At 56.1% G+C, this 16,190-nt stretch carries 12 protein-coding genes; 5 read left to right on the plus strand and 7 right to left on the minus strand.

The window, feature by feature from the left end:
• Positions 1-11 precede the first annotated feature (11 nt).
• Together JMY24_RS15360 and JMY24_RS15365 are read left to right on the plus strand one after the other, a co-directional pair.
• Positions 12-728 carry an Imm52 family immunity protein gene (locus JMY24_RS15360; RefSeq protein WP_128594001.1) on the plus strand — a complete coding sequence of 239 codons (717 nt, stop codon included), beginning with the start codon at positions 12-14 and terminating at the stop codon, positions 726-728.
• A gap of 36 nt (positions 729-764) precedes the next feature.
• Positions 765-1,484 carry an immunity 52 family protein gene (locus JMY24_RS15365; protein WP_128594000.1) on the plus strand — a complete coding sequence of 240 codons (720 nt, stop codon included), beginning with the start codon at positions 765-767 and terminating at the stop codon, positions 1,482-1,484.
• A 176-nt stretch (positions 1,485-1,660) separates the two neighbouring features.
• On the opposite strand, the gene JMY24_RS15370 is transcribed toward JMY24_RS15365, so the two are convergent.
• A complete protein-coding gene (locus JMY24_RS15370) occupies positions 1,661-2,302 on the minus strand; it encodes a contractile injection system protein, VgrG/Pvc8 family (RefSeq protein ID WP_236597408.1) in 642 nt (213 codons plus the stop codon).
• Between the two features lie 457 nt (positions 2,303-2,759).
• Here JMY24_RS15370 and JMY24_RS15375 point away from each other — a divergent pair, with 457 nt between their 5' ends.
• Positions 2,760-2,921: a SymE family type I addiction module toxin gene (locus JMY24_RS15375; RefSeq protein WP_128594034.1), complete on the plus strand. Its 162-nt coding sequence runs from the start codon at positions 2,760-2,762 to the stop codon at positions 2,919-2,921.
• A gap of 183 nt (positions 2,922-3,104) precedes the next feature.
• On the opposite strand, the gene JMY24_RS15380 is transcribed toward JMY24_RS15375, so the two are convergent.
• Both JMY24_RS15380 and JMY24_RS15385 read right to left on the minus strand, forming a co-directional pair.
• Positions 3,105-5,393 (minus strand): DUF2357 domain-containing protein, encoded by a 2,289-nt coding sequence (locus tag JMY24_RS15380; protein WP_236597409.1) that lies wholly within the window; start codon positions 5,391-5,393, stop codon positions 3,105-3,107.
• 3 nt (positions 5,394-5,396) lie between these two features.
• Positions 5,397-8,141: an McrB family protein gene (locus tag JMY24_RS15385; protein ID WP_128593999.1), complete on the minus strand. Its 2,745-nt coding sequence runs from the start codon at positions 8,139-8,141 to the stop codon at positions 5,397-5,399.
• 659 nt (positions 8,142-8,800) lie between these two features.
• Here JMY24_RS15385 and JMY24_RS15390 point away from each other — a divergent pair.
• The gene (locus JMY24_RS15390; protein ID WP_128593998.1) at positions 8,801-9,055 is read left to right on the plus strand and encodes a hypothetical protein; all 255 of its coding nucleotides are present in this window, start codon (positions 8,801-8,803) and stop codon (positions 9,053-9,055) included.
• Here the strand turns inward: JMY24_RS15390 and JMY24_RS15395 are convergent.
• Positions 9,025-9,420 carry a helix-turn-helix domain-containing protein gene (locus tag JMY24_RS15395; protein WP_128593997.1) on the minus strand — a complete coding sequence of 132 codons (396 nt, stop codon included), beginning with the start codon at positions 9,418-9,420 and terminating at the stop codon, positions 9,025-9,027. The two genes, JMY24_RS15390 and JMY24_RS15395, sit on opposite strands and share 31 nt — an antisense overlap.
• A 98-nt stretch (positions 9,421-9,518) precedes the next feature.
• On the opposite strand from JMY24_RS15395, the gene JMY24_RS15400 reads away from it, so the two are divergent.
• Positions 9,519-9,962 (plus strand): hypothetical protein, encoded by a 444-nt coding sequence (locus tag JMY24_RS15400; RefSeq protein ID WP_201702345.1) that lies wholly within the window; start codon positions 9,519-9,521, stop codon positions 9,960-9,962.
• A 243-nt stretch (positions 9,963-10,205) separates the two neighbouring features.
• Here JMY24_RS15400 and JMY24_RS15405 read toward each other — a convergent pair whose 3' ends face one another.
• From JMY24_RS15405 to JMY24_RS15415, 3 genes are all read right to left on the minus strand, one after another.
• The gene (locus tag JMY24_RS15405; RefSeq protein ID WP_128593996.1) at positions 10,206-10,988 is read right to left on the minus strand and encodes an HNH endonuclease; all 783 of its coding nucleotides are present in this window, start codon (positions 10,986-10,988) and stop codon (positions 10,206-10,208) included.
• The gene (locus JMY24_RS15410; RefSeq protein WP_128593995.1) at positions 10,985-13,531 is read right to left on the minus strand and encodes an AAA family ATPase; all 2,547 of its coding nucleotides are present in this window, start codon (positions 13,529-13,531) and stop codon (positions 10,985-10,987) included. The genes JMY24_RS15405 and JMY24_RS15410 overlap by 4 nt, the downstream gene beginning before the upstream one ends.
• Before the next feature lie 138 nt (positions 13,532-13,669).
• Positions 13,670-14,998, minus strand: coding sequence for a hypothetical protein (locus JMY24_RS15415; protein ID WP_128593994.1), 1,329 nt, complete (start codon positions 14,996-14,998; stop codon positions 13,670-13,672).
• Positions 14,999-16,190 lie beyond the last annotated feature (1,192 nt).

Raw genomic sequence — 16,190 nt, forward strand, 5'->3', positions numbered from 1 at the left:
TTGACGACATCATGAATTACAGTCTGAACCTCGAATTGACTTCCCGTCTGTCTGCGCCCGAATTGCCGACGATCGAATCCGAGTATCACCGGTTGTGGCAATTTGCGAGCGCATTGCAAGTCGCGGGTTTTCCGATCGATGGCTGGTTTCCGCCAGCGGACAACGTGAAAGCGTCACTTCTCAACCGGGCTTTCGATTCCACCGGACCGACGACAGCTGCCATAGCGATGGCAAAGGCCGAAAGGCAGGCGTATCCGCACGTACGCTCGTTTGGCGCGTGGAACGGGATCGAGGGCAATGGGGGCGCGGCTTTCACGGACCAACTCTCTGTGAATGGTTTGTGCGTCTTAAGCCTGCAGACTAAAGGTGTCATGTCTCTTGCAAAATGTGATGTCGTGGCAGATATCGTGACTGAAGCGACCCATATCTGGCCGGCGCTGAGTGTTGAAGTCGGATCGTTCCGATATTCATCGGAATACAGAGTTTTTGAAAAGCGCCCGGGCGCTGGATGGATGCTCTATTTGCCGCGCGTCCTCACCGCCGCGCAAATTCCGGAGGCGCGTGATCTTATTCCTGTGATGGACGGCAAGCGGCAGAGGGGCACCATCATTGTCAGTGTGATTGATGAGCCGTTCTCTGCGACGAACAAGGAACACGTGGCCGTCGCGAACGCTATCGAAAAGAGACTTGTCGATCAGGATCTGCTTCCGCTGTATACGGAACTTTAAGCGAGACCATTTGCGGACTTGGGAAGCCTCTGTCGAATGGGCTTTCATTTGAACATTGATGTCACCTATCGCGTAGCTGACCCGCAATTGCCGACCATCGAGTCGGAATACAACCGACTTTGGCAGTTTGCGAACGTCCTGACGCGAGCCGGCTTACCCGTCGACAAATGGTATCCAGCTGCGGATTCCGAAAAAGCGTCTCGGTTAAACGCTGCTTTCGATGCCAAGGGACCGACCAGCGCGGCGATTACCATGGCGAAGAGTTCCGCTCTATCCAACGGCACTAGCGTCTGGTCGCTCGGGGTATGGAATGGCTTAGAGGGAGACGGTGGCGTTGCTTTTTCTGACTCCCAAGGCATTGATAGTGTGTGCTCGGTGACCTTCCAGATGAAAGGCATTGTCGGATTTCAGCACGCAACACTGGTGACGGACGTTGTTTCGGAAGCGGCGCGCATCTGGTCCGCGTCGAGCGTTCAGGTCGGGCCATTCAAGTATTTTTCGCGGCAGCAGGTCTTCGAAAAACGGCCCGGCGCCGGTTGGATGCTTTATTTGCCGAGAGTTCTCACCGCGCAACAAGTGCCAGAGGCTCGCGACCTGATTCCGGTCTCGGATGGTAAGCAGCGGATAGGCACCCTCATCGTCAGCGTTGTCGATGAGCCTTTCTCTGCTTCAAATCGGGAACATGTAAAGGTCGCCAATGCTATTGAAGAGCGATTGGTCGATCAGGATTTGCTGCCTTTATTCACTGAACTCTAAGGTCAAAGTTTAGTTGACCGACGGCATCGATGGCAGCCCGAGCTTCGTAATGACGTCCTGCCTGTCGTTGGTAGAGCTGCATGCCAATGAAACCGAGTATGAATCACTGTGGCGATTTGCAATGGCTTTGCAACGCACTCATCTTTCGATCGATGGCTGGGCAGACATACTGCCTATTAATGTGCAGCCCCACCCGGTATGCTGCCCATGCAGCGCCACGCGTTACCGGCCGACGACTGTGGCAGTTTCATCGGGCGGTCCGAGCACCCGCGTGTGCACCGGCGATTCACCGGCGTCGTCGGCCGATGGGACCGCGCCCCGCTTGCCCGCCGCCGTGAACCACGCAGCCACACGCGACGGCACAGTCGCCGGATGAAATCCCAGTCCGACTCGTGAAACTGCAACGGCGTCTCGCGCACCGGAAAGTTCGCGCGATCCAGCGACGACAGGTCGAAATCGAACGCGCGCGCGAGCGCCGGACTCTTTTTCTGCCATTCGCCCAGCAGCTTCTCGATCACATCGGGCACACTCAGCGTGCGGCAGATGCGCGTATTGGTCCGCCCCTCCAGCACCGATAACGCATCGCGCAGGGTCAACTGGTAGGTCGCCAGCGACCCGCCCGACTGGCCCGCGCGCGCGTCGGTGACGATCGCGCAGATCGGGTGCAAGGCGCCACGATGGGTGACCATTTGCACCGACAGCGGCAAGCCGATGAACGCATTGAGCGGCAAGTCCGCGCGCGTCGACAGACACGTCACGTGACCCACGATGCCTGAGCACAGGCCCTCCCTGATGCCGATGCGATGCGCGATCAGCACCTACTCGAGGCTCGACCGGGCCGAGCCCCAGTGCAGGCGGAAGGCGCGGTTGTTTTGCGTCAGGGACGGGGAGGCGAAGGCGTGGAGCAGGTCGGAGGGGCGCTCGGTGGTCTCTTTAGGTGCCGCTTCGACGTTGTTGCACAACTTCTGACAATGGGAGAAAATACATCGGATACCTAACGACATGGTCAGAAAAAATCAAAATACGTTGTGCTTATATAGCATGATTGATTGGCTCGTTTGTAGCGTAGAAGAGGACGCGAAAGCGCGGAACCAAGCAAAGGAGAACGAGGAAGGAGATGAAGCGCGGGACGCATGGGCTGCCACCCAAACGACCCGCTGACCAAAAACAACCCTACGTTAATAGGAGTTGATCAAGGCTGACGCCAATCATAAAGCAGTTGCGCCTGTTACCCAACGCATCTTGACCATTTCGTCACAAAGACGCCCGCGGCCGATGAAAACGTATGCGCCGGCTCATATCGAATTCTTTCCCGATTTGCCGCCGGCGCCTTGGATTCGACTTTCTGGGCGGTGGCTGGAGGCGGCAGGGTTTGAGATTAGCGGGAGGATTCGGGTAGAAGTAGAGCAAGGCAGGCTGACTATCACGCCCGCTTGAAATAACAGAACTTGAGATTCGACCGCGCTCACAGCGCAATCGCGATTTCTAGGTTTGAATTTGCGTTGTCGTTCGCCACTAATTGACAGCTCTCACCGCGCGCTGAGCTCTCGTGCAACTTACAGCTATGCAGGACCATTTTCCCGATGGCGGCAAAATGGTCCTTACCATCCTGATAACGCACTACTCCGCGGCGCGAGTGAGTGAGCGAACCTTGCTCCATATGGCGCAAGCTGGTTCGCCATAGACCAGCCCTAGCCCACGGACATACATGTCAATTGAGGAAGACGAGAGGCCAACGATCCACTGCGCTTGCTGCAGCCACTGTAACTGCACGCACCAGTAATCCCCATTCGGATTCGGATAGCCCGCTGCAGCCATGCTGGTTGTCGAAACCCTTTCCGCATCAGAAACAATACGGGCGAGCTCGATCTCGTCCGTCGATGGACAGTAGAGGAGCAACAGTTGGCTCTGCAGAAGTGCCGCACCGGCATGAACACCGCCGCGCCTTCCCTCGGCTCTCACGTTATATGCCTTACGTGCCCTAATCCAACTCCAGTGCTCACGGCTCTTCACGAATCCCAAGAGCACGCCTGTATCTGGCAGCGGTGGTGCGAGCACTCGAGTTAGCCGGTCTTGCTTTTGCTGACCATAAGCATCCTCCAGCCAGTGCCGGCCGCGCTCATGCATAGTGAGGCGGGTTGCCACGTGATCCAGCACTTCGCTGATGAATTGCCTTAGCGCCGGCACACCGCACGCGTTTCCGGTGTCAGTTGGCCGCAACACGAAGGCCCCTAACCCGGGTAAAAGTTCGTGGTATTCCGGATACCGGAGACCAACCTCTTCAGCGTCACCACCGGGATAGAGCACGTAAGCGCCCGCCGTCCGACGGATCGCATCACGGTAGGCATGCATCTTGAGCAAGTCTGCCCGCAAGGCACGGCCGCGCTCCACACCTGCGGGCGCCTGCAAGGTCCCTGCTCCCTCCTCCTCGTCATCCAAACCGAAAACTTCTTTGACGAATTCAACTCGGTACTTGGCATCGAAATGAACAGCGATTGGTTCGAAGGTTGCTGGCTCTCCCTCGCCTGGACTGACCAGCAATGAGTAGTCCGGACGCATTGGCTTGGTCCATGAGGAATTATTTGCCGTGCTGCGTCGATAAGTCCGATTAAAGCAGAGCTCTACCTTCATACGCCGATCAAAGCGTTCTACGACCCCGGATAGAACGGTCTCCACTCCGGTACGGATGCCGACTGTAAGACTACTCGACCGCGACTGCACCAGTGGGCTCATATCAAACGTTTGTCCAACCAGCGAGGCCACCAACTGCGAAAGCTGAATGAATGCCCAATACTCATAGAGCGTTGCAACATCGCGCTGCCCCGCGCCATAGTCCTCAGGTGACGACTGCCAGGAGAGACGGGCCGCAAACTCAGTCTCTACATAGGCTCTGAAAATGTCTCGATAGCCTTCACGTTTTTGAAGGACTTGGTCGTCGGCAGGAAATCGTGAGAGCCAGCCAACTTCAGCAAACAGTTCTTGATGAAGTAACTCTTCCAACTGCGACGTCACCGCTGCAATTTCTCTGCGCCCCCGTGTCGTAGCGGGCGTGGCCCGCGCCTCAGCAAGTCCTCGATCGATATCCCCCAGCATCTGGCGCCAGTACTCCAAGGCAAACTTAACGAAGCGGTTGGGCGCGGTATCGCGAGTTGCCTCGGTCCGCGTACGCGCTAGGCGAGACGGGACGGATGCGATTGGCCCTCCCGGCCAAGCCGATCGCGATCCACTCCTCGCAAACTGCCGGAGTACGTGCGAGTCCGCCCGCACCCCCGCGCCCGGTCGCACTATTTCGTGCGAGCTTTTCCACGCGGTGTGTGGGCGGCGGATGATCTCGCGAAACGCGCCTTGGAACCTTTCGCTTTCAAACAAAGCACGCAGGAAGGTGAAACGCTGATAGAGGGTAACTGCATCGCGTGTGTCGTCGAGGTCAAAGCGTGCTTCGCTAACCGCGAACCGCTCCATCACTAACTCCGTCATCTGTTCCGCGATGTCGCGCAGCATCCAGCGGTATTCGGATGGGTACGAGAGCTTGCGGGATCGAACCTCGAGCTCCAACTCGCCCAAGGTGCGGATGCCAGCGCGTAGGACGACGCGTATGGTGCCTGTTGACAATCTAGGACGTAGACGTCCGGTCTTTCCCTCGAAGGTATCTGCTTGGAAGATCTCTTCGGGATCGGCAATCAGACTGTCGATGTCTTGTTGAATATCTTCCCAAGCATATCGATACTCCATGCCTTCCAACAGCTCGACACTGCTCGATAAGTCAATCGATGCGGCTGTACTATCGGGAGACCAAAGCGTCGCGCCGGAAGACGACCCCTTCCGCGGCAACACCGCGATGCGCAGCCGTGCGACGACCTCCCCGGCCGGGCCGTGAAGAGGAACGGAAGCTTCTGAAACGGCACGCACGAATTATTCCGTAAAGCTGGCGAACTGATTGGCACGCAAGCTTCGAAGCATTCGAATCGTCTTGGCGTAGGCAGCAGGGAGAGCTGCACCCAGCTCCGGTGCCTCCTCCACCATTGCCGTTGGCAGCAAGTCGTCGCTCGCGACTGCGTTGGGTAGGTCTCTGGCCAACTGCGCAAGCGCCAGCAGAGGCAGCTCCAAACGTCGGCGCGAACCATGCAATCTCGGCAATATCTTTTGGATGACAATTCGGTCCATGATCGCTCCCAGCCCTCCAATTCCTGCCTCTTCCGAGAGTGAGGCAAATCGCATTGCTTCATAGAACAATCGGTGCCCAAACTCGAGGTTGTATCGGCTCAGCAGTTCATGCAGCTGTCGCAGACGGACGGAGAGCTCGTCGGCCGCCGCGTTTGGGTGCTCTCGATGCCAGCCATCGTCTCTAGCGATGCTCAGAAGCCCTCTTACCAGTTCCTGATCTCCGGGTTCACACGGCAGAGGCTTAGCGACTTCAATCGACAGATCGTTCGAATTCACGCGAAACTCGAAAGTGTTAGCACGATCAAGTACTTTCGGCGAAAACATATATGTCGTCTCGTCGACGTTGACCGTACCAACAATCCATAGGTTTCTTGGGAAGGCGACTCTCGGCTCCGCGCCAACACGCAGTCGCCAACAGCCATCTGCGCCCTTATGCAGGTTCGGGAGGCATGGTTGACCGGACTCCATGCCCGACAGTACGTCTGCGAAATAGCGCTCAACGTGCGCCAAGTTCATTTCGTCGAGCAACAGCAAATAGGGATGCTGTGGGTCAGCGATGGCCTTCAAGATAAATTCCAGCGGAGCAGGAACCGCCCACGCAGGTCGCCCGTCGAGCTCCCGCTTGAGCGCATCTTCGTAGCCGAACAGTACCTCTGCGCCTGTCCAGTCTGGACGTACGGCCGCGACGTGTAGCCGATCCTTTCCCAGCCATTCGCCGAAACGTATAGCAATTTGTGTTTTACCAGAGCCGGACAAACCCGTAAGGATGACTAGCGGCTTAGCAACCAGACTGGCGACGAAGGCTGAAACAAGTTCATCATGCTGAACTCCGAATTGCACGCCACTAGCGCGCAGAGCAGCGCCGAATGATTCGACCGCTTCGCGAAGATCGGCTCGGAGAGGAAGAGGCGTGTGGACCGGTTGCGGCTCATCCGTTTCTAACTGTGGATTCTCGTCATCGGCGCTGAGCGCTCGATTGTAGATGTCGATAGCATCGTCCAAATCTTGTTGCAGCTCCGCCATGGGAAGAGGCTGCGTGACGTCGTAGGCGGCCCGGACGAAGGATGATCCATAACGTTCCGGCGTGCGCCCAAATCTCCCCTTGAACCAGTCTCTTACGGTCTCTACTCCCCCAAGCTCGCCCCAAGTCAGACGTGGTGTCTCCTCGTCGCTTACCCCATAACACAATACGAGTTGTTGCTGCTCTCTGAAGAACAAGAGCGAGGGATAGATGCCGTCGGTGACTGACTGTTCTCCGCCGAGAAAGGCAATCCACGGGGTCCGAGCAATGCCGCCCTTGCCAAAGCTTAGGCGAACCCTGAGGCCGCGATACTCTTTGAGGTAGCCTTGGGTTTGAAGCTCCGTTCCATTGTTGGCTTGCTTCAGGAAACGATCTAGCAGTTCGGGAATACCGCCGACAGGGTCATCTTTCGCACCGACCTCAAAACCCAAACGCCGCAATAGACGAAAAGCTGAGGACGTTTCGCCTCCGGAAAATGTAGCGCGATCTAGTGGCTCACCCGTGGCGTATTTGACTGCCAGCGACACAACTAACTTGGGCGGATAGCGCTTGCCTTCGAAGAAGAGATCGTAGCCAGTAGACTCTGCATCCTCCGACACGCCTTCTTGATCAATCTCACTCAATGCTTGCAGGATGTGCTCATCCGTTACGCCCTCCGTTGCAGCGGCGAACGTTTCACTACGCCATTCACCTTTTAACGGAGGTACGTAGTAATCCAATTGCGTCGTTCCGCGCTCCACCTCAAGGCGTTTTCGGATGGTATGCAGTTCTCGATCGAGTTGGACCGCATCCATTCGATTGACTTCGCGCCGCTCGCGCTTCGAGTAGTGTCGAACGATGGTCTTGCGGTCGTTCTTCCCGAAGATGCGCTCGAAGTCGTCTGGAAATAGTAGGAAGAGGAGCATGTGACGAAACTGCCTCGCTTCCCAATCCTGAATCTGGCGCAGCCATTCATCGAACTTCCAGCCGTCTTCCGTTAACGCAACTTGGTCGTCTGCGCTTAGCGCACGAAAGCGGCGGAGAAAGTTGATCAGGAAAACGAGTTCTCGCCACTGATTCTGATTAAAGCCCGGGCCTGCACTACCGATACCAGCGAGCACGTCATCATCCAGCCAGCGCGAATCGGTGGGCGATGGCTCACCCGACCAGTCCCAGATCGCTTCGATAGTCTTGCGCTTGTGGGCTGCGGTCAGGCTGCTCGGGCAAAGGTACAGCAGCCACATCATCTCCGCGACCAGTTGCTTCGCGGGGCCTTCAACGGGGGAGAGCTGCTGTTTCAGCTTTTCCAGGTATTTACCGTCGCCAAGGTCCGGCCTTCTTACAAAGTACTCGTCGAGTAGTTCCAGTGCCGACGACGTCCAAAGCTGCTTGCTCGTGAGGACGGAACCGCCGCCCAGCAGTGCGGCATCACGCCAATGCGCGGCCGCCTCTAGGATCCATTTCGAGTCGTCGTCCCCGCAGTATCTGCTCATATCATGCTCTCAGATTATTAGACGCGCCGACACAGACGGGCGACAATTGCCACAGTCGCGACGGCAAGCGGGAGAATACTTTAAATATGATATCGGCGGAATGAAACTCGGTGGCAGCTCTAGTGCGTAATCCCCGGTGCGGAGGAAAATGGATCGGTAAAAATCTGCAACAGAGATATCTGTGCCGTGCCCCTGAGATGCCGCGGGGCGCGGACAGTCCGAACCATAAAAAAGACCCGTAAGTCTCTCAACTTACGGGTCCTCTATTCTTACGTCATGCATTTATCTAAGCAGCGGTTGTAGATGGTCGCATATCCCGAGAAACTGGCCCTTGCCAGATAAGGCTTCCCAGCCGGGGCGGATGCATAACCTAAGAAAAACGCACCCATAAGCCGAGAAATTCCGACCAAGGCCACGTCAAATGCGGTGTGGTTGAAGGCCCCGAAATGAGCTCTCCCGTCAGCGGACGGCGGTCGCGCACGCGCGCGGTTTTCGAAAAACTGCGCTTAAAGTAAGGAGATTTTAGCGATTTTCGCGGGTGATGGGAATCTGCTGGATGTGCGCCGACGACCCTTCACTCTCCCTCCTCAGGCCAGCGATTTCGCTGGTGGGTCAAGACGGCCGCTCGCGCCCGTCTCGACCCGACGTGGAGGGGCCCCATGAAATCGACCCGCCTTTGTCTTGCCTGCGGCAACGCGTTCGTGGCGCTGCTGCATGTTCCCCCTCGGCGATATTGCTCCTCGAAGGCGTGCCAGCGCACCCTTCGACGCGACTCGCAGAACAACCGGCTCTGTAACGACAGCGGCTATCGCGAGAACCATGCATGTGATGATTCCGGTGTCGGTGTCTGGCTCAAAGTGATTCGTAGCGCGCGCTGGCCAGGTCATTCTTCGCCGGACGTCGATGCGTTATAGGCCTCTATTGCAGCCTCGCGGGTCGCCCAATACTCCAGCACCGATGCCTTCGTGACGAATCGGTCGCCCCCCTTTTTATCATGGAACTCCAGTTTCCCTTGCTCCAGCAGCTTCGAGACGTGCGGGCGGGACACGAATAGCAGGGTCGCCGCCTCGGCGATGGACAGGAAGTCGTCGGTATCATGCCGCCATGCGGGATGCCGGCTCAGAACGTCAACGAGTATTGCCTCCACGCCGGCGGAGAGCTCGCGCCGAACGTCGGAAGGCAGACTGGCCCCAACACGCGTGAACATCTCGTCCATACGTACGCGCGCGAGCAGCACCGCGTCGGCAATTGATGGCGAACTTTTCCCGTCTGTCGACATATTGGCTCCCGGGCGGGGGTAGAAATTGAGTGTAGCCCCTTTGCGAAGACACCGAAACGCCCCAGCTGCGCCCGTTGCAATCCGAACTGGAGGGGCCCATGAAATCGACCCGTCTTTGTCTTGCCTGTGGCAACGCGTTCGTGCCGCTGCGGCACGTTCCCCGTCAGCAATATTGCTCCGCGAAGGCGTGCCAGCGGGCCCGTCGACGCGACTGGCAGAGCAACAGGCTCTGTAACGACAGCGACTATCGCGACAACCAGGCGCGCGCACAGGCGAAATGGCGCGCGGACCACTCGAGCTACTGGCGCGAATATCGAGCCGCGCATCCCGCGTATCGCGAACGCAACCGCAGTATGCAGCGGTCGCGCAATGCGCGGCGGGACTCCCGGCCAATTGCAAAGATGAACGTCATCAGGCTTCCCCGGCCGCTGGACTCTGGCTTCTACCTGCTGTCCCACGCGGATGATGCCGGCGTTGGAAAAATGGACGCGTGGACCGTTCACATCGCTGTGCTGTCTGGACCGACAGCGCCGCCAACCTGATTGCAAAGAGATGACCTGATACGCATTGGTGTTGGGCCTGCTACCTTTGCCTTGTCACCGTTCGCTTTCGAACGCGACCTTCTGATGTGAAGCCGCGAAGCTCGCCTACGACGCTCACTTGCGTCTGGTGCCTGCCGCGTTTCCGTGTCTGATTTGCGGGGTGGAGCATGTCATTAAAAAACGCGAATGCACCGGTCGTCGCCAGTTTGTCTGCCGGGCGCGCAGTGGAGTACCCCTCACCACTCAGCCTCCCGCAATACGGTAGATTGCCTCATGAAGTGCGCCAACGAACTCGTTTAGTTTTACCATTTCCGCCTCTTCCGGGTTATCGCCGGCCGCTTGCAAACGTTCGATTGCCCCAGAAAGCTGTCGATTGTTTTTGAACAATGCGTCCACCTGCGATATTTTCTTCAAATGGTCCCGACACAATTGACGCCCTTGCGCTGTCAGACCTTGATATATGGCGATAGCTGCATCGTTCGTTTCCACACGGACGTAGCGAATGTGGCCGTCGAAAACGGGAAGACGCGGATGGAAGTAGTCTCCCGCTTCCGCTGGAAGGGGGTACGCCGCCGCCGTCTTGTCCAATGTCGTCCAGTTTTTATTCGTCTTCTGCTGATTGCAATCTCTGCATGCCAACGCGAGATTCCGGTAGTGCAACGAAAACTGGGGGTAATCGTCCCGCGACAGGATGTGCTCTACCGGCCGCGCATGGGCAATATTCTGAAGCCACCGACGACAATAGCAGCACCTCGTCCCTTGGAGATTCGCAAGGTGTCGTCGAAGTGCCGCAATTATCTCCGCTCCAATCGGGCGCGTCTCGCCTTTTGGATTGGGGTCCGGCTTCAAAACCGTCTGCTGTGCAAGCTGTGCCCACCGGTCCTCGCGATTTGCTCCTGAGGCCTTTTGCGCCTCAGCCCAAATCTTTCGTGCGTCATCCTGTAGATATTGGTACTTGTGCGGGCGAGCAAGAAAAGCGGCCTCTTCCTCGTCAAGCTGTTTTACTGACCGCATAGTTGTGCTCATTCTGCGTCGCCCGCGGTAGTTGATGAGGCGTTCCTGACAATCTCCTGAATTGCCGCTTGCGCTCTCTCGATGAGCCGCATATCAAACGCAACGCTTTCCTCTTGGTCGAACCTACCCTGTTCCGAAATTATTTGCTTCATCTCTTCAAGTTGTTGCAAGACATCCTCTTCTGGGTTGTCATTGACGGTGTGCTGATTTGCCTTGTCGATGAAATCCGCAACCAACGAAGCGCATCTCTCGTGCACCTCGCGATTGTTCGGGGTATGAGTGCGAAATCCCTCAAAAAGAGCGGTTTCAACCGAGCGCCGATTCATGCGCTCCAACGTTTTAAGTGCACGATTCTTGATAGTGAAGCAGTGGTCCCCTTCATTGTCAGCACTCGCGACAACGACCGGTGAATGAGTAGCGACCAGAATATCAACGTTAAATCTCTGCGCAATTAGTTGGAAAAGCTTAGGAAGCGCGCGTTGCCAGCTTACGTGTAAACTGATTTCCGGCTCATCGACCAGAAACAGACAGCCCACTTCAGCCTCCTTCACCATTTTGGCAACGAGCATAACTATCTGCTGCTCCCCCGAGCTGAGTTCATCGAAAGGAACGATTCCATCCCCGTTATGTTGACGGCGCAGACCAAGTTTGTATTTTCTCTGCTCCTCGGGATGTTGACGAAGATTGTCAATAATGAGACTGTCGTCGTGCGATTGCGACGCCAATCGTGCAATGCCACCGATGGCACTATCGCTAACGTTCGTGTTTTGCTGCACGTTCTTAGGAATAAGGAACTGCTCGGCCGAAAATCCAATGAGACTAACAATATCTTCGAAGACACTCAGCTTCTCTGAGTCGGAATGAATGGTCAGCATCAGTCTGGCGGCGTCTACGGCTGTCTGAATAGAGTTGACACCTCGCGCGCTAGTTTTCGCACCACGATATTTATAGAATGTTGCGTTCTCACCTCGTACTTCTCTTGGAAATCTGTCAGACGAGCCTGCCGCTACGGCGATAGTGAGCCTCTTATTGTCGACAGACATTTTCGCCACATCGCGAAGCAGGATGCTCTTGCCTTCTCCATTGTTTCCAATGACGTACATTCGTTTGCCAAACGAATTGGCTCCGCGCAACAACCTATCCAATGCGCGCCTGTCAAGGCCGTGAACCCAAGTGCCTTCAACAGCAGGTCTAACATAGGTCGATGCGGTCAAGACATAGCCATTCTCTTTGACTTCTTTGACTGAGACGTGCCGAGACAACCCGGGGGAATCAAACATGCCCGGCGTGAATTCCCGCGAGAAAATTCCGGCGAGAAATGGGTTCTCTCCCTCAAGGCGCAGTAGAGCCCGGGATGATGCGTCGTGTCCCCCAATGAGGTCCGCGAGCATCGTGCCAATGAAACGGGCGGACGCTTTCATCTGCTTATTTGGAGTCAGGAGCGAAAGCGCTCGCGCATCGATGAACAGAATATCCTGGCGCGTATTCCCGGGTACGGCCTCGTCTCCCTTCAAAAGCCACGCCGAGAATTTGGAGTTTCGCGTATCAGAGGCTTCGCGCGGAAAATCAACGACTGCAGCGACACGACCAGTCTCAATCAGTTCCTCTCTGACTTCTCTGCTCCATTTCGGAGATACTCCATCAATCTGCGGCACAATCACTAATGCGAATCGGAAGCGCGTTCCCCGACAGAGCCTGTGCGCCCAGTTGACTGCCGCAAGCTTATCTTCGTGAACGTAAGGGTCAGTCGTGGCTCTCTGCCTCGCTCCGCGCGGCGTAGGATTCACGAGCAACATATCGACATTGAGCGGCCATGACACCGTTCCCCATTCGTCGGGTATGGTCGTGTTAACGTATGAAATGTCAATACCTAGCATCTTCAATCGCATATCGACAGCCTCGGGAATGGACACTTCTTTCCCTAACAGACAACTACCAAAGGCGCCGACGCTTTCAAAGACTTCCAAAGCAAGGTGGCCGGTCGCTCCGTGAAGGTCGCATATATTCCGAGTATTCTCAGGGAGACAGCTAGCAGCTAGCTCGGCCGAGAAGCTTTCTCTCGCGACATCAATATCGGTGGGTACGAGCTTTGCAATGCCTTGGTCGAAAGCGTAGAGCAGCTGTCGTTCGTTGACATTCTCCAACCAATCCCGCAAAACTCGCGCTTGGTTCGCTAACCAGATTCTGGCGGATGGCTCAAATCTGGGTCCGAGCCGCGTTTGTCTGCGCAACCAGTCGAGCGTGGCGAGATACGCACGTTCGAGACGTTCAGGGTAGGAATCTGGGAGTTCGTTTACTAGCCAGGAGTAGACGTCGTGCGTTCTAAGAGACTCATCCGACTTTACATGGGACCCTCCTGGCGTGTCGCGAGTCCATATTTGTCGCGTGATGGCTTCGTTAAACGCACGAGTGTTTCTCATCGCGTATAGATACATGATGAACAACGCGTGCTTGTAGGACAATTCGATTGAGGCTTGCGTATTTGGCGCTTGAGCGAGAAGATACTTCCAGAGTCTCGATGCCACCACGTTACTTTCGCTAATCTGTGCTTTCATTTTTTTCTTGATTGAGACTGTAGTCTTTGCGCAAATGCGCCGCGCTCAACTAGTTATGAGCACCACGCGCGAGTGAGCGTACCCGCCACCGTTGCGAAGAATCACTGAATGATTTGTCCTCGCTTACTTCTCGGCGAGTCATCGTCTCTTCTGAACCTCGGCGAGAACAACGCGCGATGAATTTTCGGTCAGTTCACGGATTGCAGCGGTAAGGTCACGGTCATCAAGATGACTCGTACCAATCCAGCCTCCGCTAACAAGGCCCGTGAAATCGCTGTTCGAGAGATAGCGAGGGATTTCCGCATAGTTGACCATTCGTCCGTCTCGCGGTCCACGGCCGTGCTCCGTTAGCAGGAGTTTTTCCAAATCGGCTCGACGCAGCAGACGGCCATCACACAGTTCTCCGTCTTGTCTTTCTAACACGGTTCGCTTGCAGAACTTTACGTAGAACGGTGCTGTACACAGTCTGCTGTAACGTAACTGCTCCGAAAGAGAATGCTTCTGTTGAAGTTTCGTCAGGCGTAGTTCTTCAAACGCAGCCTCGACCCGACGCATGCTCTCCATTTGCTCGTCAAACTTGCTGTCGGGTCGATACGTCCAGTGAGAGCGTTTCTTGTCGCAGCACTTGTACTGGACCATTACGAGCGAGGCCAGTTCGCGCAGGTATATAAGAAGGTCGACGCCGATTGAAGGTTCGAGCGGTCCTTTGTCCAAAGTGCGGACATATAGCCTTCGAGAACCATCTCCGACAGAAAGCTCCCCGGTTACCCGGAAGTCAGGTAGTTCCATACGCTCAAATACCGCTTTGTCATGCTCGATGAGCTCCCGCTCCTGGACTGGTGCAGCTTCCTTGATGTACCTAATGAACGAGTCTTCCGGGGCTGCGGGGTCGACAGGCGCGGCTTTCCGCAACAACTCCCGTCGAATTCGTCCACTGCCTGCGCAATCGAATGCCAGGCCTATCGCATCGCGCTCGAATGCAAGGTTTTGCAGCTGTAGCTCGGTTTCTACTTGCTCCGGCTGACAAACCTTGCTCCACAGTGCCTCAAGGCTTTTCGCTTGCGCCGGTCGCAGGCTAGCCAGCGCTCGCCGCACCTCGCCCCAAACGTCGGGAAATATTCGTCTCGCAACGCCCCCGTTGCTTATGATGAGCGCTTCCTTGGCCTCAGAGGACAAGCCATTGCGCATTTGCTCGACGTCGATTGGCGAAAAGAGCACGAAGTCGGAGAATCTGTAGTTGCGCGCGCCCGTATTTCTTTGCCCGCGCTTGTGAGAAACCATTGCGGCTGCCGAGATGCTCTCGCCCTTACCATCAAAGCAAACAAGAAATAGCTCTCGTGTCTTCGCCGAGTTGTCGAGTTGCGATAGCTCTACTGAGAAGTGGCTGTTCTTTCTCACCCTTTCCTCGAATAGCACCGAACGCTCGGGTTCAAAGTAAATGAGAAAACCACCCTTACCTGTTGTCATACGGTTCCTATCGAGCGCCCTTCTCGTCAAATAGTGGGGCAATTCAAAACAGGGTCGCAGATGGACTCTGTGCGGCCGACGGCACAACGTCGTATAACGGAGGAAAAGTGACGATACTTAAGGTTTCTTTCAAACTTTTCGCTCAATAACATCGCCGTTGCGCTTTTGTCGAGGTGGAGAGTTCAGTCGATATTTTGTTGAATTGCGAGAAATTACGCGAAATGAATCGATAGGCATACCGTACAGCGATGTGCGATTCGATTGAGGCGTCCATACGATAGCCGAGCCCTTGCGTGGTCGCCTTTAACATCGCGAGAAGTCGCGCTGTGAGATGAGAGCAGTTTTGAGACGTGCCTGACGGCAGAAGCATTTCCGGCTTTGATGGAGGTCGCTGTTGTCACCAGCAGAAATGCCGAAACCCGGGAGCGCGTTCACCCAAACATCTCTGGGCGCCGGTCAGTGACGAGGAAGCGACCGCAAAATGGAAGCGCACCGTCCGGCAACGCGGCGTGCAAACGGCGCTGGTCAGGATGTTTCTCACTGGCAAGGAAAACGACGTCGCATAGGAAACGTTTGCCGGCGGCCTGGTCGCCTCGCAGCTATGGCGTCCGTGGCAAGCTCATCCACTCGACGCCATCGCCCTGTATCACCGGCTACTGCCGGTAGCTGCGAAATAGGACGAGGCGTTCGAACTCGTGCGGGCTTTGGGCATGTTGCGGGCGCGGCTGGCTGAACGTCCAGAGTTCGCCAGTAAACTGGAGGAGATTTGGGCGGCATATCGAGCGAAGCGCAACTTCATCAAGCTGCTTGCCATACGGTCGTGAAGCCGCCCAAAGAAGATGGAGGTATCTGACAGCTTCGGATGCGCGCGGTAACGCGGCCGCGAACGACGAGTACAGATTCGGCCTTGTTGATGGACGTCGAGGAGCGGTCGCTGAATCGAGAGAGCGGCTGGAGTCTCTCATCGAGGCGAGCGGTACCTCGTCGGGCCGGGCTATCGTTTGGCGCAAGCTTCCGGAGTTCGGCTGGAGCCTGCGTGCTGGACAGGTATTCGACCGGTCGCGGTCGTCGTTGATGTGAACTGTTGATACGCGCATAGAACTGACCCACTTCCGCTAGAAATTTGCATCGAAAATTGACCCACATGTTCAACTGCCTGCTTGGACGCCAAGCAGGAGAACGGAGTGATAAC

Source organism: Paraburkholderia kirstenboschensis (assembly GCF_904848585.1).
Taxonomy (GTDB): domain Bacteria; phylum Pseudomonadota; class Gammaproteobacteria; order Burkholderiales; family Burkholderiaceae; genus Paraburkholderia; species Paraburkholderia kirstenboschensis.

Excerpts from the sequence above, each read along its gene's own strand:
- JMY24_RS15360 (WP_128594001.1), top strand. The coding sequence starts at position 12 with ATGAATTACAGTCTGAACCTCGAATTGACTTCCCGTCTGTCTGCGCCC.
- JMY24_RS15365 (WP_128594000.1), top strand. The coding sequence starts at position 765 with ATGGGCTTTCATTTGAACATTGATGTCACCTATCGCGTAGCTGACCCG.
- JMY24_RS15375 (WP_128594034.1), top strand. The coding sequence starts at position 2,760 with ATGAAAACGTATGCGCCGGCTCATATCGAATTCTTTCCCGATTTGCCG.
- JMY24_RS15385 (WP_128593999.1), bottom strand. The coding sequence starts at position 8,141 with ATGAGCAGATACTGCGGGGACGACGACTCGAAATGGATCCTAGAGGCG.
- JMY24_RS15390 (WP_128593998.1), top strand. The coding sequence starts at position 8,801 with ATGAAATCGACCCGCCTTTGTCTTGCCTGCGGCAACGCGTTCGTGGCG.
- JMY24_RS15395 (WP_128593997.1), bottom strand. The coding sequence starts at position 9,420 with ATGTCGACAGACGGGAAAAGTTCGCCATCAATTGCCGACGCGGTGCTG.
- JMY24_RS15400 (WP_201702345.1), top strand. The coding sequence starts at position 9,519 with ATGAAATCGACCCGTCTTTGTCTTGCCTGTGGCAACGCGTTCGTGCCG.
- JMY24_RS15405 (WP_128593996.1), bottom strand. The coding sequence starts at position 10,988 with ATGAGCACAACTATGCGGTCAGTAAAACAGCTTGACGAGGAAGAGGCC.
- JMY24_RS15410 (WP_128593995.1), bottom strand. The coding sequence starts at position 13,531 with ATGAAAGCACAGATTAGCGAAAGTAACGTGGTGGCATCGAGACTCTGG.
- JMY24_RS15415 (WP_128593994.1), bottom strand. The coding sequence starts at position 14,998 with ATGACAACAGGTAAGGGTGGTTTTCTCATTTACTTTGAACCCGAGCGT.